The 19,821-nt window shown below is 60.5% G+C and carries 13 protein-coding genes; 3 read left to right on the forward strand and 10 right to left on the reverse strand.

Annotated features, from left to right (window positions below):
- Positions 1 to 81: 81 nt before the first annotated feature.
- Positions 82 to 1,413, forward strand: a complete 1,332-nt coding sequence (locus CAY35_RS07775; protein WP_109304063.1) for a lytic transglycosylase domain-containing protein — start codon at positions 82 to 84, stop codon at positions 1,411 to 1,413.
- Positions 1,414 to 1,553: 140 nt separating this feature from the next.
- Here CAY35_RS07775 and CAY35_RS07780 read toward each other — a convergent pair whose 3' ends face one another.
- The 4 genes from CAY35_RS07780 to CAY35_RS07795 form a co-directional block, all read right to left on the reverse strand.
- Positions 1,554 to 6,437 carry an NAD-glutamate dehydrogenase gene (locus tag CAY35_RS07780; RefSeq protein WP_109304064.1) on the reverse strand — a complete coding sequence of 1,628 codons (4,884 nt, stop codon included), beginning with the start codon at positions 6,435 to 6,437 and terminating at the stop codon, positions 1,554 to 1,556.
- A 52-nt stretch (positions 6,438 to 6,489) separates the two neighbouring features.
- The gene (locus CAY35_RS07785) at positions 6,490 to 7,902 is read right to left on the reverse strand and encodes an AAA family ATPase (protein WP_109304065.1); all 1,413 of its coding nucleotides are present in this window, start codon (positions 7,900 to 7,902) and stop codon (positions 6,490 to 6,492) included.
- Positions 7,903 to 7,904: 2 nt separating this feature from the next.
- Positions 7,905 to 8,558, reverse strand: coding sequence for an SAF domain-containing protein (locus CAY35_RS07790; RefSeq protein WP_146191947.1), 654 nt, complete (start codon positions 8,556 to 8,558; stop codon positions 7,905 to 7,907).
- A gap of 160 nt (positions 8,559 to 8,718) precedes the next feature.
- Positions 8,719 to 9,300, reverse strand: coding sequence for a hypothetical protein (locus tag CAY35_RS07795; RefSeq protein ID WP_146191948.1), 582 nt, complete (start codon positions 9,298 to 9,300; stop codon positions 8,719 to 8,721).
- A gap of 122 nt (positions 9,301 to 9,422) precedes the next feature.
- On the opposite strand from CAY35_RS07795, the gene CAY35_RS07800 reads away from it, so the two are divergent.
- Both CAY35_RS07800 and CAY35_RS09510 read left to right on the forward strand, forming a co-directional pair.
- Positions 9,423 to 10,184, forward strand: a complete 762-nt coding sequence (locus CAY35_RS07800; RefSeq protein ID WP_109304068.1) for a LysM peptidoglycan-binding domain-containing protein — start codon at positions 9,423 to 9,425, stop codon at positions 10,182 to 10,184.
- A 26-nt stretch (positions 10,185 to 10,210) separates the two neighbouring features.
- Positions 10,211 to 10,729: an Rv3235 family protein gene (locus CAY35_RS09510; RefSeq protein WP_146191949.1), complete on the forward strand. Its 519-nt coding sequence runs from the start codon at positions 10,211 to 10,213 to the stop codon at positions 10,727 to 10,729.
- Between the two features lie 144 nt (positions 10,730 to 10,873).
- On the opposite strand, the gene secA is transcribed toward CAY35_RS09510, so the two are convergent.
- From secA to mtrA, 6 genes are all read right to left on the reverse strand, one after another.
- A complete protein-coding gene (gene secA, locus CAY35_RS07805) occupies positions 10,874 to 13,564 on the reverse strand; it encodes a preprotein translocase subunit SecA (RefSeq protein WP_109304069.1) in 2,691 nt (896 codons plus the stop codon).
- Positions 13,565 to 13,750: 186 nt separating this feature from the next.
- The gene (gene hpf / locus CAY35_RS07810) at positions 13,751 to 14,395 is read right to left on the reverse strand and encodes a ribosome hibernation-promoting factor, HPF/YfiA family (RefSeq protein WP_258265700.1); all 645 of its coding nucleotides are present in this window, start codon (positions 14,393 to 14,395) and stop codon (positions 13,751 to 13,753) included.
- Between the two features lie 187 nt (positions 14,396 to 14,582).
- Positions 14,583 to 15,416, reverse strand: coding sequence for a ComF family protein (locus CAY35_RS07815; protein ID WP_109304071.1), 834 nt, complete (start codon positions 15,414 to 15,416; stop codon positions 14,583 to 14,585).
- Between the two features lie 124 nt (positions 15,417 to 15,540).
- Complete coding sequence (locus tag CAY35_RS07820) at positions 15,541 to 17,289, reverse strand: LpqB family beta-propeller domain-containing protein (RefSeq protein WP_109304072.1); 1,749 nt, start codon at positions 17,287 to 17,289, stop codon at positions 15,541 to 15,543.
- Positions 17,286 to 19,067 carry an MtrAB system histidine kinase MtrB gene (mtrB, locus tag CAY35_RS07825; RefSeq protein WP_146191950.1) on the reverse strand — a complete coding sequence of 594 codons (1,782 nt, stop codon included), beginning with the start codon at positions 19,065 to 19,067 and terminating at the stop codon, positions 17,286 to 17,288. The genes CAY35_RS07820 and mtrB overlap by 4 nt, the downstream gene beginning before the upstream one ends.
- Before the next feature lie 22 nt (positions 19,068 to 19,089).
- Positions 19,090 to 19,770: an MtrAB system response regulator MtrA gene (gene mtrA / locus CAY35_RS07830; protein WP_109304074.1), complete on the reverse strand. Its 681-nt coding sequence runs from the start codon at positions 19,768 to 19,770 to the stop codon at positions 19,090 to 19,092.
- Positions 19,771 to 19,821 lie beyond the last annotated feature (51 nt).

Genomic DNA, 19,821 nt, shown 5'->3' on the forward strand with positions numbered 1-19,821 from the left:
GGGACTCATTCCCCCTGAGATCTCGCGGACTCCACCTGCAATGTGCAGAAAGTAAATCCACATAACGTGAGGTCAGCAATCATGGCTCCAACGCCTCCGCGCCGCACGACCGTCAATGGCGCCATCGCCACGGCGGCTCTGCCCATCATCACACTGTCGACCCTCGGCTCCCTGGCGGGAACCGCGAACGCAAGCAACATCCCCGCCACCAAGCCGACGCTACGCCCTGCAGCAACGCCAACACCATCCAACGTCGCGGATGCCAAGGCACGCGCCGCAGCACTCGTTGCCGCTGCCAAGCCGAAGGCCAAGACCGTCACCGTCAAAGCTGGCGACACCGTATGGGCCCTCGCATCCCGCCACGGCGTATCCGTAGAGCAGGTGTTGCGCCTCAACAAGCTCAAGGCCTCATCGCTGATCTTCCCTGGCCAGAAGCTCACCCTCAGCGAGGGTGCAAGCCTTCCAAAGCCAACCACCAAGAAGTCGAAGCCAGCGCGCTCTGCGTCCAAAACCTCGGCTTCCGCGAAGACTTACACGGTGCGTTCGGGCGATACCCTCTCCGGCATCGCTGCCAAGCACGGTGTGAGCCTCTCGACTCTCTTCAAGGCCAACAAGATGAACGGCTCGACGATCATCTACCCTGGCCAGAAGATCAAGCTCAGCGGTAGCGCCGCCGCACCAGCCCGTGTAGCCGCTGCTAAGCCTGCAGCCAAGGCAAAGGCAGCACCTAAGCCAGCTGCCGCATCGAAGACCTACACCGTCCGCGCAGGCGACACCCTCTCCGGCATCGCCGCCAAGCACGGCCTGAGCCTCTCCGCGATCTTCAAAGCCAACAACTTCAACGGCTCGACCATCATCTACCCAGGTCAGAAGATCAAGCTCAACGGCACCGCAACCGCTGCGAAGAGCGCGCCTAAGGTAGCCGCACAGGACAACTCGTTGGTCTCCAACAAATTCCTGCACTACACCTACGACGCGCAAACCCACACCAACGCGAACGTATCCAAGCGCACCCTGCTCTCGCGCCAGGTCCCAAGCCCGGCACAGATGCGTCAGATCGTCGCAGACACCGCAGCACGCCACGGCGTCGACCCAGCACTCGCTCTTGCACACGCACAGGTTGAATCCGGATTCGACGCACGCGCCGTATCCCCAGCCAACGCGATCGGCACGATGCAGGTGCTTCCATCCACCGCTAAGTGGATGGGCGACCGCGTAGGCCGCCAGCTCGACCCGCTCGACCCATACGACAACGTCACCGCTGGCGTCCTGTTCATCAAGTACCTGCAGAGCAACGCGAAGAACCGCGACGAAGGCATCGCAGCGTACTACCAGGGCCTCGCAGGCGTACAAAACAACGGCATGTACCCAGACACCAAGGACTACGTCCGCAAGGTCAAGTCGCACATGTAACCGTACGGGCCAAACGGCCCCCACAAACCCAACTGGGGTGGTAGATCCGGGGAAGATCTACCACCCCAGTTGAGTTTAACCAGAGCGTTTAGCTGGGCCAGTTAGAACCTGTGTCAGTTAGAACCCGCCCAGCTGGAACGTCAGCGCCCAACCATCGAACGCATGGTACGCGTGGCGACCAGCAGCGGAGCCATCTGGCCGCCACCCACCTCACGCACCGCGTCGAGCTGCTCATGCGCCCGCTCAATACGGGCCGCGTCACGCTGCTCCCACGCAACCACGCGAACCTGCGCGGCCGAAAGATCGCCCGCGGCATCGGCATCGGCGGCACCAGCATCGACGTCCTTCGGAGCCTCAAGCACAGCCTGAGTCAGGCCCAGCACCGCGGCATACAGGTCATCACGCAGCGAACTACGAGCCAACGCCTCCCAACGCGAAGAACGTGGCAAATCGCTGATCTGCGTCAACAAATCATCGATCCCGTAGCGGTCATACACCGCGTAGTAGATCTCCGCGGCCTCCTGGGCAGAGAACTCGCTTGCGGATGCCAGCTGAGTGATGTCAAGCAGCGTGTAGGACTCGAAATCCAAGCTGTGACGACGCGCCAGCTCCTCAGGGAGGCCCGCCTCAACGTCACGCTCAAACCACGCCCGAGCACGCTCAGCGTCCACGCCGCACAGCATGTCGGCCAGGCCCTCACGCAATCGAGCCACTGGCTCAGCGAACTTCGCGAGAATCTCGTCAACCGACGCATCGAGCGACTCATGCTCAAGTACCCAGCGCGTTGCGCGGTCCAACAGGCGCCTCGAATCGACATGCAGCTGCAGCCACAGCTCATAGTCAATCCCGGCAGGCAACTGCGCGATCGCCTCAACATGCTGAGCGATGCCGAAGACCTCGTCCATCGCCAAGAACGCACGTGCCAGACGCGCGGCATCCGCCCCGGTCTCCTCCATCGCGCGGAACGCATACGTCACACCGCCGATGTTCACGATGCGGTTAGCGACCATCGTCGCGATGATCTCACGGCGCAACGGGTGCGCGGCGAGCGCGTCAGGGAAACGCTCCACGAGCTGAGGCGGGAAGTACGCTTCCAGGACCTTCTGCATCGCTGGATCCTCCGGCAGATCAGAATCCACCAGAGCATCGATCAGCTGCATCTTCGTGTACGCGACAACTACCGCGGCCTCAGGGGTCGTGAGCCCCGCGCCGGACTGCCTGCGCAGCTTGAACTCATCCGAGCTTGGAAGGTCCTCGAGTGCACGGTCCAGATCAACCGTCTCCTCCAGGAAGCTCATCAACCGCTCATAGGCCGGCGCGAACTCGGAGGCGACACCCCGCTCAACAGCGAGCAAAACGTTCTGCGCCTTGTTGGTCGACAAAACAGCGTCCGCGACGTTATCGGTCATCTCCGCCAGCAACGCCGGCCGGTCATCAAACGCAAGACGACCATCGCGAACCGCGGCATCCATCAGAATCTTGATGTTGACCTCACGGTCCGAAGACTCAACGCCACCCGAGTTATCGATCGCGTCAGTGTTGTTGACCGTGCCGGCCTTCTGTGCGGCCTCAATACGGCCCGCCTGAGTGAAACCGAGGTTACCGCCCTCAACGACCACGCGAGCACGCAACTGCGAGCCGTTCACGCGGATCGCATCGTTAGCGCGGTCCCCCACATCGGCGTTCGTCTCCGACTCCGACTTCACATACGTGCCAACGCCACCGTTATAGATCAAATCAACCGGCGCCATCAGCACCGCACGGATCAGCTCCAGCGGAGTCAACTCACGCACGTCATCAGCAAGACCCAGGGCCTCGCGCATCTGCTCCGTCACAGAAACCGACTTAGCTGAACGCGAGAACACGCCACCGCCAGCACTAATCAGCTCACGGTTGTAGTCCTGCCACGAAGAACGCGGCGTGTTGTACAAACGCACGCGCTCCTCGAACGAAACCTTCGGATCCGGGTTCGGGTCAATGAACACATCGCGGTGATCGAACGCGGCCACCAGCTTGGCGTGCTCAGTACGCATCAAACCGTTACCGAAAACATCACCCGACATGTCGCCGATACCGATCATCGTGAAGTCCTCAGACTGCACATCGGTACCCAACGTCTTGAAGTGACGCTTAGCCGACTCCCACGCGCCGCGTGCGGTGATACCCATCGCCTTGTGGTCGTAACCAACCGAACCACCCGACGCGAAAGCATCGCCCAGCCAGAAACCACGCTCAGCGGAAATCGCGTTCGCGGTATCCGAGAACGCCGCGGTGCCCTTATCTGCCGCGACCACGAGGTACGGGTCATCACCATCGTGAGCCACAACCCGCTCAGGACGAACCACCGAACGCGAGCCGTCCTCGGCGTACTCATAGTTATCCGTAATATCCAACAAGCTACGGATGAACTCCTGATACGCCGCGCGACCAGCCTCAATCCAAGCGCCACGATCCACAGCAGGATCAGGCAACTGCTTGGCGAAGAAACCACCCTTCGCGCCAGCCGGCACAATCACAGCGTTCTTCACAGCCTGCGCCTTGACCAGACCAAGAACCTCCGTACGGAAATCCTCCTCACGGTCCGACCAACGCAAACCACCACGGGCCACCTCGCCGTAACGCAAATGCACACCAGCAACACGCGGCGAATCAACCCAAATCTCACGGAACGGACGCGGCATCGGAGCGAAAGCCAACTCCCCCGTCGCAATCTTCAACGCAACAGTTGGGCGGCCCTGATACGCGTTCGTGCGCAACGTCGCACCGATCGCGTCCCGCATACGGCGAATCCACGTATCCGCGTCCAACGTCGCAACATCATCCAGCGCGGTTGCCAACGCATCGCGGGCGTCCTGCTGAGACTGCTCGCGATCACCCGCAAACTCCGGATCAAAACGAGCCTCAAACAAGCCCAACAAAGCCGACGTCACAGCCGGGTAACGCAGCAGAGTCGCCGCAGCGAACTCAACACTGTTCGAGGAACCACACTGGCGCAGATACTGAACATAAGCGCGGAAAATCGCGACCTGATGCCACGTCAGGCCTTGCGCGGTAACCAGACCTTCGAGAGCATCCGACTCCGTACGGCCAGCCGCAACAGCCCGGTACGCATCCTCAACCAGCGGCGCGATCCGCTCAACATCGGTCTCAGGAGCCAACGCGACCGTCAAAATGTACAGGTAGCGCTCCGGCGCACCCAAAGGCTCGACGACGTATGGGCGCTCCTGAATCACGCGGATCCCCAGCGCTTCAAGATGCGGCATGATCGACGACAGCGGAGCCTGATCCGTCAGGTAGAGGCGCAGCTTAGCGATCGTCGAGCCATCAGCCTCAACATCGAGCTCTTCAGGACGATCAATCGAATCCAGGCTCAGGCCAATACCCGCCGAATCCGCGTCAGCCTCAAGACGTTCAAACGCGCGAACGTCATCCAGCGCATCTTCAATCTCATAACGCACGCGATAATCAGCCGGGAACGCCTCAGCCCACTGCTGAGCATGCTGCATGCCCTTCTCCGTGCCACGCTCCTGCGTGAACACCTCGAGGATGCCTTCACTCCACGAACGCACCGCACGCGTCAACCGAGCCTCAAGCGCCTGCTCGTCGACACCCACAGTGTCGACGCCTTCGCCCGCCTTGATGCGGTACGTCAACCGAACCACCGTGGTCGGCGAGTTCCAGACGTCCAGGTCCATGGTCTCCGCCGCGAACGTGCGCTTCAGTTCGTCCTCAACACGCAAACGAACCGTAGTGTTGTAACGGTCACGCGGCAAATACACCATGACCGTCACGAAACGGCCAAACGCATCCCCACGCACAAACGCGCGAGTACGGCGCTGCTCACCCATACGGGAAATCTTCGAAACGATCTCGACCAGCTCATCCGTGCTCGACTGGATGAGTTCCTCACGCGGATACGACTCCAGGATGCGCAGAATCGACTTACCCGTGTGCGAGGTCGCCAGGTAACCCATGCGCGACAACACATGCCGGACCTTAGAGCGCACCACCGGAACCTCAGTGACCGGCTGACGCAGGGCCTCAAACGTGTACAAGCCAATGAAACGGTGCTCACCCACCACCGAACCATCAGCAGCGAAATCCTTGACGCCCACATAATCCAGGTACACGCGGCGGTGCACCGTAGAACGGCGGTTAGCGGTAGTCAAAACCAGCGGGCGCGGTTCGCGCGCTTTCTCCGCAGCCTTACCGCTCAGCGGACGTGACGCAGCATCCGTACGGCGCATCAAACCCAGCGCCGAATCGACGTCACCACGCAAAATCTCGTTACCGTTCTCCTGCTCAAGCGCGTAATAGCGGTAGCCCAAGAACGTGAACGAATCATCATCCATCCACCGCAAGAACGCGGCAGCCTCACGACGATCACGTTCAGAAACCGACGGGATCTCCTGCTCAAGCCGTTCAGCCAAGCGGCGAGCCTGCACGCGCATCGGCTCCCAGTCCTCAACCGCGCTACGCACATCCGCCAGAACCGACTCGACAGCCTGCTGAAGCTCTGCACGCTGATCAGCACCCAGCTCCTCAGTGATCAACACCGCGGTCCACGACTCGATCACAGCACGCGCACCCTCAGGTGCCGCCAACATACCCAAAGCAGGCAACGCCGCAGTGCTCTCCGTAGCCGGCGTCGACTCCGAAAGCGGAACCTTCCGCACATCAACCAGCGAACCATCCTCAACCGAACGATGCACCATATACGTCGGGTGGAAAACAAACCCGATCTTATTCGAGAAATCCAGAACACAGTTAGTGACCGAGTCAACGATGAACGACATGTCATCCGCAACCAGGAACACAACAGTCCCCTTCTCATGCGGCTCAACGCTCACTACCGCGGAGCCCTGCTTACGGACTCGGCCCACCGCCGCGTGACGCTCCAGCAGGTCCCTCACCCGATCGTGCCCAAAAGCCTCATATTCCTGAGCATCAATGTCCGCGCCATAACGCTGAACGATATCGTCGCCAAACGAACCAGATTGAGGAACTGACTGCGTGTTTGCCACGCAACCCACCGCCTTCACAAGAATCGACGCGCGGCCGCAACAACGGCCTCTATTAGGTGCCCCCGGTCACACTTGGGGCTCCCTTCACCCTAGCCTTAAACAGCCCACCGCGTGCAGCTTTTAAGGGAGTTTCCAGATTCTCTCCACACTCACACAAGCTACAAGCGAAATCCCGGATCGCTCCACGTGCCGCAGACCTCGCTGCGGCATGGCTCAAAGCCGTCGCTGCATCCAACGCATGCTCTACCGCGGCATCATCTTTCGGGATGAAAACCTCCGGGCGAAAACCCTTAGGGCCAAACCTCTCCCATGCGAGCTTGACGCCACGCGCCGCGCCCTTAGAAACCTGATTCACCACCACAGAGATACGGCCCTGCGTCAGCTCCGGCGCCTGCCCAACCGCACGCATCAGCCGCGGCAAACCCACCGCATCCGCAGTACCGATCACCACCACATCGTCAGCCATCTCAAGAGCCGTGAGCGTCGCATCATCACGCTGCGGAGCGAACGTATCGAACGCGATGTCCTGATCATTATCAGCAGGCGCCGCAACGTCCACAATCACAAGCTCCGATGCCTCCCGCAATGCCTCAAGACTCCGCTTGAGCGCGGCCTTCCCGACCTCCTGCCAGCGGCTCGGACGAGGAAGCCCCGTGGTGACGCGCAAGATCGCTTTCCCGATGCGGACCCGCGCATGCGCGTCCGTATCCGAATTCGGTGAAAACGTTCCCGCTTCAACCGAACGGCACAACCGCACAATTCCGGACGTCTCCCCGAGCATCCCAAGACGCGCCGCAATGCTCGATGCCCGCGTATCCGCATCCACCAAGGTCACAGACTTCCCGGCGAGCGCCGCTTCCGTCGCCAGTTCGATCGATAGAAAGCTGCGGCCCGGCGCTCCAGCGCCACTCCACACCACGACGATGCGGCCCGGCTCGCGCTGGACCGTTTCAGGTTCGATGCCCTCGGGTTGGCTGGACTGGTTTTCCTCGTTCGCGGGATCTTCGATGTCCGAGAGATGTGGCAGACCCGTGCGCGGCTCTACCCCGTGAAGCTGAGAAAGGTCGTCCGGGATTACGGACTCGAACTCATCGACGGTCTCAGCACGACGCCGCCCACGCCTCTTGAGAGGCTCCGCCCGCGACAACGCTTCCGCTATCACCTCAGCGGAAGCCGAAGAACCTACCGACCCCACACCAAGCCGAAACAAACGCGAAGCCGCCTTCGCATCGTCGGTCACCGCGACAAGACGACCACCCGCGGCGTGAACAGCATCGACCAAGCCACTATCGACATCGTCAAACTGATCAACAACGATCACATACCGCGCCAAGCCAGCGGCCAGCGTCGCCAACAGCTCCGCCCCATCAGTGCACACCCGCACGACCGTGACCAACCCGACCTCAGACTCCAAACGAGCAAAAACATCGGGCGACTCGCCAAACAAAACAACAGACGAGCTCACGGTCACTCCCCCGCAGCACTCGCCGCAATCGGCGCAGAAACCACGCTCACAACGCTCTCACGCGCGATGTGGCCCACCATCGCGGAGACTTCATCACGCGGGATCAAAACCTCCAAAACATGCCCCTGCGAAGCCCCGAAACCAGAATCCGCGCGCTCAACCTTCACTACCCGGACCCCGGACAACGCGAGCTGCGGCTCGGTGTCTGCCTCCGCAACCTTCGGCGTGACATACACATCCACGCCTTGACCAACCTTGACACCCGCCGGCAACGGGCCCTCGACCGTCAACGAAAACGAACGCAAATAGGCAGGCACATCCGATTCGATTGCGCGACGCGTCAACAGCTCGCCCTTCGAAACGTAATCGCTCACCGTCGCGCCAGCCACCGGAACATCACGCGAAACATAACGCTCACCCGGCCCAGCCAAGCGCGCTTCAACCGGAACCAGATCCTTCTCAGTGAGAACAGTGCCCGGGGCCAAATCATGAGCCGCAACCATGTACGTTTCCGTGCGAGTCACCGAACGCACCAGCAAGACGACGCCCAAGATCGAAGCGACAACCAGCACAACGCCGATCACCAACCTCGGGTCACGCCAGCTCGCCGGCTGCCACCTCAAAACCGACCCAGCAGAACCACCGCGATCGCTCATAGCCACCTCAAACACGTCACGCCCATCGAGGGCATTCTTCAAGATGATTTGACGATAACGACCAACGCGAAACACAACAAGAGGTAACAAGCGGCGCAATCCAACATCCCGGACACAGATCGCACACAGCTATACCGCTCCGTTGCCGGGGCGAGGGCACTCAGATCGTTGAAACAGCCGAAACCGCAGCAAGCGCGCCCAGAGGAACCAGCACCAACGACCGCGACGCCGAGCCACCCACCTGCGCCTGCATGCGGACAAAATCCCCACCCACCGCAACAATCAAGCCGCTACCGACAACCCCGTCGGACAAAACGAAACGCACACTCTGCCGATCCCGACCAACGGCGCGCAGCGCGGACTTCCACGGCGCCTTAGTGCTCCGGCACTGTGCTGCATTGCGGAACTGTGCTGTATTGCGGGGCTGCACTTCAGTACGGGGCACGGAGCCAACCCCTGCAGTAGAGCCGAGAACCTCAACCCACACGCCTGCTTGATCAGGGAAAAGCCACGACTCTCGCGCCGACTCAATCCCGAACCACCCGGAACCAACCGCGGCGACCTTCCCTGTAAAAGAATGTCCGGTCACGTGGACTTTGACCTGCGCTCCCGCTACTTCTGTCAAGAAATCGCGGCGCGCATATTCAGCCCGGGCAAGTTCGCCTGCCTCAGCGCGCATCTCTTGCCACTGCCCCGCGAGCAATTCGTGGGACATGTCCTCAAACAGGTCGTCGAAACGCATGCCCACAGCCTACTGAAAATCCACCACGCAAAACCCCCTCTTGACACCAACGGAAAACATCAAACAGAATCAAAGCACAGCAAACGAACATAGGTTCTTACTATTCGAAGGAATGACCACCGATGACACCTAACGCTTCACGAAGGCTTCCGAGAAACCTGACGTCTTCACCTTCGTCTCTGCACATCACCGCGGCATGGCTCGCCCCCGTGGCCGGGCTCGCGATCGGAACGCCCGCACTCACTGCTCTAGGGCCCTGGTTCCCCAACGCCGAATCGCCAGACTTACTCATCGCACGCCTCGGCGCATGGAGCTTGTGCCTCATCAGCCTCTACTTCCTCCTCAACCACGCATTGGCGCTCTCACTGCGCGGCCTCAATGCCCTCGGCGTTCGTACCGAACGCTGGAACCGATGGGTTCCCCGCGCATCAGCGCTGGCCGCCGGCCTCATCCTCACAGCGCCAACACCATCGCACGCCGGACCACCACCGGACACGACTGTCATCACACAAGAAACCCGCACACAAGAAACCAACGCGACAACGGCCACGCCCTCTGCATCAGCCGCCTTCCCCATCGACGGCAAGCAAGCGGCCACGCCGGCAAAGCAAGAAGCTACACAGCAAGAGGCCGCGGCCTTCACCGTCAAGAAAGCCGACCCCGTCCCACTACCGCGGAGCATGGGGACACCCGCCCGAGCCGACACGGTGATCGTCAAAACGGGAGACACGCTTTGGGACCTCGCCGCCCGACACCTCGGCCCGGGAGCAACTCCACAACAGATCGCCAAAGAAACTCAGCGGTGGCACAACAGCAACCGCGAGCTGCTAGGCGATAACCCGCACCTCATCCAGCCCGGACAAGAACTACTCATCCCTGCCTAAGGGCGCACTCACACCGAAGGATTCCCATGACCACCGCACCACTCTGCGAACCACGCCTCGATCCCGCAACGAACGTCACGCCGTTCCCTGCCCCATCCGACCCAGCCACAGCCGGCCCCGCTGCAGGCTCCACCACTTCGGGCACCCCGACTACAGCGCAACCAGATTCTTCCGTGAGACCAGGGTCTCCGGCGCATCAACAGCTCGCCCGCACCATAGCTCAAGCAATCGCCGATGTGCTTTCCGGCCGACGCCCTTCCCTCGCCTTGGCAGGGTGGTTCGAACTCATGCCTCTCAACAAGGTACAAAACCGCGCCGGATGGGAACGCGAAGCCTCCGCAGCTAAAGGAACCCCATGGCCGTGGCGCACCCTAGGCGTGCTTTCAACCCACGTGCAAGCCCAATACCGTAGCCCTAGTAGCGAAGCGCTACCCACACTCGAATGCTGTGCAAGCATCCTCACCCCACGAGGAGTCCGCGCCATCGCCTTCACCCTGAAACCACACGGCCGCAGGCTCCGGTGCACGGATGTCCAGATCGGGTGAAAGCTGAAGGGCACACGGGGTAAGCATGCCTACCCCCCCATCGGCTAGGCCCGAGGTAGTTAAGCAAGCGGGCTCGCACACCTTTCGGTGCGCGAGCCCGCTTTGTTGCAACGCCGATAACCGCGCAGCGCTGATATGAAAACCCTAGCGGCGCTTCTTAGCGTTCTTCTTAGCCTTACGCGCCTGCTTACCGGTCACCTTAGGCTCATCCTTCTTGGAGCGGGTGCGGCGAGTGCGTGCCTCACCAGACTCATCCGGAGCCGAATACTCGAGATCTTCCTGGCTGGACTCAGAATCCATCAGACCAGCGCCCTTAGCCTCACCGGCGTCGTGGCCAGGTTCGACCTCTGCGTGGAACATCAAGGAAACCGAGTCCTCACGGATCCCCTCCATCATGGCCTCGAACATTTCGTAGCCTTCACGCTGGTACTCAACCAGCGGGTCACGCTGGGCCATCGCACGCAGGCCAATACCTTCCTTGAGATAGTCCATCTCGTAGAGGTGTTCCTGCCACTTACGGCCAATCGAAGACAACACAACGCGGCGTTCCAAGTCACGCATCGTCGTAGCGCCCAAGTACTCTTCACGGCGCTCGTACGCGACCAACGCGTCAGAGACGATCTCTTCCTTGAGCATCTCCGCAGTCAGGCCGCCCTGATCACCACCGGCCTCCTCGATGAGGTCTTCCGGAGTCAACGTAACCGGGTACAGGACACGCAGGTTATTCCACAGCGCCTCAAGATCCCAGTCATACGGTTCGCCCGCCAGGGTCGCTTCCGTAACCATCGCGCCAACAGCATCCTCAATGAAGTGCTGCATACGCTCCTCCAAGTCCTCACCTTCGAGGATCTGACGGCGGTCAGCATAGATCGCCTCACGCTGACGGTTCATCACGTCGTCATACTTCAAGACGTTCTTACGCTGCTCCGTGTTGACAGACTCAACCTGACGCTGAGCCGACTCGATCGCACGCGAAACCATCTTGGATTCAAGCGCCATGTCATCCGGCATGCTTGGCGAGTTCATGATGCGCTCCGCCATACCGGCGTTGAAGCGACGCATCAGCTCATCCGACATCGACAAGTAGAAACGGGACTCACCCGGGTCACCCTGACGGCCCGAACGACCACGCAACTGGTTATCGATACGACGCGATTCGTGACGCTCCGTACCCAGAACATACAAGCCGCCGAGCTCACGAACCTCGTCGCCCTCAGCCTCACACTGGGCCTGGAACTTCTCGAAAACCTCATCCCAGACAGCCTGGTAACCCTCAGGATCAACATCGGCATCCAAGCCGCGGTTCTTCATCTCAGTGACAGCCAAGAACTCAGCGTTACCGCCGAGCATGATGTCAGTACCACGGCCAGCCATGTTCGTCGCGACCGTAACCGCGCCCTTCTTACCGGCCTGAGCAACAACCGCAGCTTCGCGTTCGTGCTGCTTAGCGTTCAAAACCTCGTGGCGGATACCGCGCTTCGCGAGCTTCTGAGACAAGTACTCGGACTTCTCAACCGAAGTCGTACCAACCAGAACCGGCTGACCTGAACGGTGACGTTCCTCGATGTCCTCAGCAACAGCCTCGAACTTCGCGATCTCGTTCTTGTAGATCAAGTCCGGCTTATCGATGCGCTGCATCGGCTTGTTCGTTGGGATCGGAACCACGCCGAGCTTGTAGGTGTTGTTGAACTCCGCCGCCTCGGTTTCTGCGGTACCGGTCATGCCGGAGAGCTTGTCGTAGAGGCGGAAGTAGTTCTGCAACGTCACGGTCGCCAAGGTCTGGTTTTCAGCCTTGATCTCGACGTTCTCTTTCGCCTCAATCGCCTGGTGCATGCCCTCCGAATAACGGCGACCAGGAAGCGAACGGCCCGTGTGCTCATCGACGATCATGATCTCGCCGTCCATGACCACATAGTCCTTATCCCGCTTGAACAGCTCCTTCGCCTTGATCGCATTGTTCAAGAAACCGATCAGCGGAGTGTTCGCGGACTCGTACAGGTTCTCAATGCCGAGGTAATCCTCAACCTTGTCGATACCCGAAGCCTTGACACCCACCGTGCGCTTCTTGATATCGACCTCATAGTCCTCGTCGATCTTCATGCCGCGCACGAGCTTGGAGAACCCGCTGTACCAGCGGTTCACGTCACCCTGCGCCGGGCCGGAAATGATGAGCGGAGTACGGGCCTCATCGATCAGAATCGAGTCAACCTCATCGACGATCGCGAAGTTGTGGCCGCGCTGAACCAGCTCATCCATGGACCACGCCATGTTGTCACGCAGATAATCGAAGCCGAACTCGTTGTTGGTTCCGTATGTGATGTCCGCGGCGTACTGCTGGCGGCGCACCGAAGGCGGCTGGTTCGAAACGATAACGCCCGTGCTCATACCGAGGAAACGGTAGAGGCGGGACATGAGCTCGCCCTGATAGTTTGCGAGGAAGTCGTTGGTCGTCACAACATGGACGCCCTTACCGGAGATCGCGTTGAGGTAAGCAGCCGCGGTTGCAACGAGCGTCTTACCTTCACCGGTCTTCATTTCAGCGATGTTGCCCAAGTGGAGGGCCGCGGCACCCATCAACTGGACGTCGAAGTGACGCATACCCAGGGTGCGCTGCGACGCTTCACGCACCACCGCGAACGCTTCAGGGAGGAGGTCGTCGAGGCTCTCGCCCGCTTCATGCCGTTCACGGAACTGGTCCGTCATGGACTGCAGCTCTTCATCCGTGAGCTCCTTGATGGAGTCTTCGAGTGCGTTGATCTGTGAGACGTAAGAACGCAGACGCTTCAGAATGCGTTTATCGCCAGCTCGCAAGATGCGCTCGAACAGATTGGCCACGTGTTTTCTCCCCCATGACGAAGCGACCGGAATCTACCGGCCCTTCGCCATCTTACGCGTTGAATACGTTTTTACCCCAAGCCAATGGCGGGAGATTCCTGAAAATCCCCCGCCATTAGCCTGAATGACAGTTACTAGAATTCTACTGCCCCACTGTTATGGGAACACTAAATTCCGATGCGGTCGTTAGCTGCGGTAGGTCTTGATGCCGTCTTTGGATACCTCGGTGAGGTTCTCGTCCAGGGCGATCACGCCGTAGGACCATCCGCGGCGACGGTAGACGAGCGAAGGCAAGCCGGTCTCAGAGTCGAGGAACAGGTAGAACGGGTGGCCTACGAGTTCCATGTTGTCCACGGCGTCGTCTTCGGTCATCGGAACGGCTGGGAAACGCTTGCGGCGGATTTCAACCGGGACGTCGCCAACTTCTTCTGCGCGGCGGGCTTCCTCTACCTGTTCGAGCAGGGACTTATCGCTTGCTGGCACTGACTCAGGGTCGATCGGCTGGCTCAGTGCGCGGTCATTACGACGGTGGTCTTTGGCTTTGTCGCGAGCGCGACGCAAACGCTCAAGCAGCTTTGCGAACGCGAGGTCGAAGGCCGAGAACTTCTCAGAGGAGTGAGCTTCAGCGCGGACCGCCGGCCCCGGGCCGATGACGGTGACTTCGACGGTCATTTCGGAATCAGCGACGCGAGCGTTAGGTTGGCGGGAAACCTTGATATCGATCGTTTGTGCCCTCGGGGAAAGCTGCTCAACCTTCGCGGCACGATCCTCGGCGTATTCGCGGAACCGGTCCGTAACGCTGACGTTGCGGCCAATGACGTTGACATCCATGAGAGGTCCTCCCTCAATTCCGAAACAGCACCCGGTGACGGTCCGGCGGGAAGACTATGAACTCATCACCGCCGTTGACGCCAGGTGATGGGTTTGGCTAGAGGCTCTACCTCGAACTCAAGCCCATGCTTAAAGTTACATCGGTCACACCGTGTTTCGCACCTGTTTGAACCGTATTGGAAGCAAGTTAAGCGGGTGGCTTATTTTCGGTCTCTTCACTTGCGCTGACGGCTGCAGTTCCACAGGGAGGCCTGACCCACGCGACACAGAACGCGCCAACAACCGTAAAGCCCTGAGCCCTCAGAGTTCGAGCAGCCTCGGCGAGAGTTGACCCGGTCGTCATAACATCATCGAACAACACGACCCTGCGTGGGATCCTTCCGTGCCGGTCCCGCCGCTTCGCGTTCTGTAGCGCGGCCTGGTCGATGGCAAACTGCCCCTTGACCGCCGCGCTCCGCCCGCTGCGACCACGCGATTTCTGTGGCCCCTGCCGCGTCAAACCCCAGCTCGTGAGTGTTCGAACCCTCAAGAAGTTCATAACCGACTGAACCTCAGACTCCCGCAAGAGCTCCTCGACCGGTGAGAATCCACGCGCACGCACCGATGAAGCCTTCGACGGAACCGGAACAACCGCGACTGGCCCGCGTTCAGTAACCGACCGCATCAGCTTCCACGCCCGATCCACTGCAGGACGAAAACGCCTGATCAGTCCAAGACCACCCCGGGTTTTCGCTGCCAGCAATGCATTCGAAACAACCCCGGAATAGGCCGCCGCGGCCACAACCGGCGCCCGATGCTGCGGAGCTAAAACGTCAAGCTCCCTCAGATCATCAACTACAGACGGATGCAACAGCGCCCGCCCCAAATCCGACCCACATTCGACACACAACGGGCCGGCATCGGATGAACATCCCACACACCGGGACGGAAGAATCGCCAAAGCTGCTTCGTTCAGAGCGTTGCGCGCCGCGCTCACCACAGGACCAAACCACGCCGCATCGGCTGCTTCACGCCATGTCATGCATCCAGCATCGCGTGCCACTACACCGCAACGGCCGGGTCACAGAAAATGTGGATAGAACGCCCCAAACTCACGGCTGTGGATCATCGCAGTGGGTTAGAACCGGTGTCACCAGCCCGCGCCATCAGCCAGCGTACGAAAGCTCATGATCGTCCCGGCGGACCTGCTTCCAACCGTTCGAAGTCCGCTGATACACGCCATCCGCGTTCTCCGCATACACAGCATCCTGTCCCGCGCCCACCGTCAAATGAGTCATCCCGAGCAAAGGCTGACGCCACATCTTCGTCTCACCCAAAAGCGAGACCTGCTCAACATCTACGCGAGACTTCGGATCCGGCTTGTACACCACCAAATCCGAGGCACCAATCCATTGCACACGGGTAGGCTTCGAGGTCGTTTTGACCTTGAGAGGCTTCGCCAAACCGGTAGGGCGATCGCTCTTAGAACGCTGAATACCAGAAACCAGCAGACGCTCCCCCTCCGCATCCGTCAACGTGAAAGCAAGCCGAGCGCCATCAGGAGAAACCCGCACCGACGTCACAGTGCTATTGGGCTTCAGGTCAAGATCCATGCGGGCCGATTTGCCGCTCGCGGAGTCATAAGCCACAACACCATCAGCATCCGAGGTCCACACCCAGCCGAAACCATCCATCGACGGCGCCGTCATGACCGGCCCAGTCTGCAGTTCACGGTACGAACCCGTGCTTCCATCAACAGACAAAAGCCTGGTCTTTTGCGCGGCCAAAACAGCGTAAACAACATCGCTGCCCGGCTGCATCGCCGGCGAACTCAGACCAGGTCCAAGCGTTGACTGCACATCGACAAGCCGGTTACCCGACTCATTCGCGCGCACCAACAGGTCGTTCTGAAGCCCCACGAGCTTGTCCGAAACCTGCGGCTCAACCACCGGAGGATTACGTTCAGCATCGGCCGAAACCTTGAGTTCCTGCTGGTCGACCGACATCGAGACCTTCTGAACCGAAGGCACCTCGCTCAAGCTCAAATCCAGCTGCCGCATCATGAGGCTGCGCTGGCGATCGTCGGCACTAGAGACGACTTCTTCCGGAACATCAACCTGCGCCAGGCCATCCTGAACCGGGACAGTAGGCCTGGCAAGCCCCGCATCCTTAGGGAAAGCACTCGAAACGGAACCCTCAAGATACGGTGCTGGTCCGTGCAGCAATGCCGTCACCACGGCGGTAGCCATGCCCTGGCGACGCGCGAACCACCGAACATCCGGCACAACAGCGGTCAACTGCGGGTTATAGAACGCGAGCGTGACCGATTCGTAGGCCCGTTGGAACATCTGAGATTCAACGACCACGCCATCGGGCGCCCGGGAAATCCTCCATTCCCCGTTTTCCTTCAATAGCTCGAACTCAAGAGTGCGGGTTTGAGGGTTAGGGTTCTCGTTCTGAACGCCGTACGCATCGACGGTGCGCAGCACGCGAGGCTTAGCGACCAGCGTGCCCTGGCCTTCTTCTGAGCGGTTCACGCTTGGCGTTGAATCCGTGACGATGACTTCTTTAGTGGGGTTCCACTGCGGCGACCGTTCCGCGGTCAGGAAGCTGCGCGCAACCGCCCAGTCGTCCTGCGCTGAAACGCCCGCGGCAAGGAAGCCCCTCACGATCGTTTCCGGCGAATCCCCCGGGGACGGGCCTGGCACATCGAACGTGTAGCTGTGTTCGTTGCCGTCTTTATCCTCTGGCGCGTAGGTTCCCACTGGCCCGGAAGTGGGAATGCTTGTGCACGCGGCGAGCACTGTTGCAAGCACGACGGCGAGCACGGACATCAGCACGATGCGCCAGCTCGGTGACGCTGCCCGCTGGTTTGCGCTGTGTGCGCTGTGGTTAGGTGACGTCGACGAGGTCATCGCGCCTCACTTCCCTCAGTGCTTGCCGGATCGTTCTTGTCCTCTGTCGCGGCACCCGCGGTTACGGCCTTGTCTTCTGCGGACTTGCTCTCCTCCGCTTCCGCGGCCACCGCGGCTTCAACGGCGCCGATCTCCTTGCCATATGGGCCCAGCGGTAGCGGGGACTCAGCGATTTTTGCACCGAGGGTTTTAGGCAGAGTGAGGCGGAAGGTCGAGCCGACGCCCGGTTTACCCCAGGCCTCAAGCGCCCCTCCGTGCAGTTGCGCGTCGGCGCGTGCGATGGACAAACCGAGGCCCGAACCACCGGTTGTGCGTGCGCGGGCTGGGTCTTTACGCCAGAACCGTTCAAACACGCGCACCGCGTCTTCTTCGCTGAGGCCGATGCCGTGGTCTCGTACCGCGACCGCCACCGCATCGGAATCTTCACCTATGAACACTTCGATCGGGTTGCCTTCGCCGTGTTCAACCGCGTTGAGGATGAGGTTACGGATGATGCGTTCGATGCGGCGAGGATCCATCGATGCGTAGACCCCGCGCTGGCCTTTCTCGGCACCAACGATCGTGATTTTGACCCTCGAGCCGGCTTTCTCGGCCCACGGCTGAGCGGTAGCCATTGCGCGGGATACGACCGCTTCAACATCGGTTTTCGTTTCCGCTAGCTGTGCCGCACCCGCGTCGAAACGCGAAATCTCGAGCAAGTCATTGAGCAGGCCCTGGAAGCGCTCAACCTGGTCGTACAGAAGCTCAGTTGAGCGTGCGTTGACTGTACTGAATTCGTCGCGGCTCAGGTACAGAACCTCCGCCGCCATACGCACCGTGGTGAGTGGCGTACGCAACTCGTGGGACACATCGGACACGAACCGTTGCTGCATTTGCGACAGCGCTTCAAGCTGCACAATCTGTTCGGCGAGCGAGTCCGCCATCCTGTTGAAGGACGTGGACAAGCGGGCGAGCTCGTCTTGGCCACGCACCTTCATGCGTTCCTCGAGTTTGCCCGCGGCAACCTTCTCCGCTGTCTGCGCGGCTTCCGCAACCGGCTGAAGCGAACGACGAGCCACGTACCAAGAAATACCCGTAATGGTGAGCAACAGGATCGCGCCGCCAGCGATCAGCACGCGCTGAACCAGTACGAGCGTGTCTGCGACCTGCGAGAAGTCGTACACGAGGAAGAGTGCGTAGTCGCGGCCAGGAGGAACCGTGACGCGCTTGCCGAACGCAACCCCCGGCTTGACCTGGTCCTTCTCTCCCGGAAGCGCAACGGACTGCCAGTAAATGTCGGAGCCGGCGGCCACTTGGTTCTGCAGCTCATCGGTGATGGCGCTCGATGCTTCCGCTGAGGTGTCCTGGCCCGGAACCCAATAAGCGGAGGCGCCTGGAAGGAGCCGGAACACGACGTCGCGGCGCACCGCCACGCCGTCGCCCTGCATGCCGCGCAGCGTGTCCATGACGAGGGTCGATGCCGCGTTCGCATTGGTGGTAGATGCGGACGAGAACGAGGAATCGGCTTGTTCGAGGCCCCTGGTCGCTTCAGCGGAGACCTGTTCGAGGCGTTCTTGGAAGAGGCCCTTGGAGATCTGGATGCTCAGGAAGCCGCCCACAATAACTTCTGCGAGCCCCACCAGCACCACCGTGATCACGACGGTGCGGAACTGGACGGAACGCCGCCACAACCGCAACCCGACGCCCAGCCACCGGCGTGGATCCCACTTTGAGTGCACGCTCGGGTCAGGCACCACCGTGCTGCGGCGATGCCTGCGGACCAAGTAACGATTGGGCAAGGGTGCTCGCTTACCTTCCGAGCTAGTTCTGGCCGGTCTTGTACCCGACCCCTCGGACAGTCAAAACGATCTCTGGGTTTTCAGGGTCGCGTTCCACTTTGGAACGCAGACGCTGGACGTGCACGTTGACCAGGCGGGTGTCTGCGCTTTCGCGGTATCCCCATACTTCGTTGAGGAGGTCTTCGCGGGTGAACACTTCACCTGGTTTGCGGGCCATCGTGGAGAGCAGATCGAACTCGAGCGGGGTCAGCTGGAGCTGTTCGTTGCCACGGAAAACGGTGTGCCGGGCTACGTCGATCGTGATGTCCTTGACGGTGAGCTGGCTGCCGTCGTGGCGTTGACCGCCGCCACGCAGGCGGGCCCGGACGCGCGCCAAAAGTTCGGCTGGTTTGAACGGTTTAGGGATGTAGTCGTCAGCCCCTGCCTCAAGCCCACGCACAACGTCCTGTGTGTCAGATTTAGCGGTGAGCATGATGATGGGGACATCGGATTCTTCGCGGATTTCACGGCAAATCTGGATGCCGTCTTTACCCGGAAGCATGAGGTCAAGTAGCACGAGGTCGGGTTCGGTGCGGCGGAACATATCCACGGCCTTCATACCGTCATGGCAGAACACGGGATCGTGCTCATCGTTTTTCAAAACGATGCCGATCATTTCCGCCAACGCTTCATCGTCATCAACGACGAGGATGTGTCCCTTCATTGTCCCCCGCATTCCCCCACTAGTGACGCTCGGATACCGCCGAGTGCTCCC

This window comes from Pseudoglutamicibacter cumminsii, from assembly GCF_003143995.1.
Classification (GTDB): Bacteria; Actinomycetota; Actinomycetes; order Actinomycetales; family Micrococcaceae; genus Pseudoglutamicibacter; species Pseudoglutamicibacter cumminsii_B.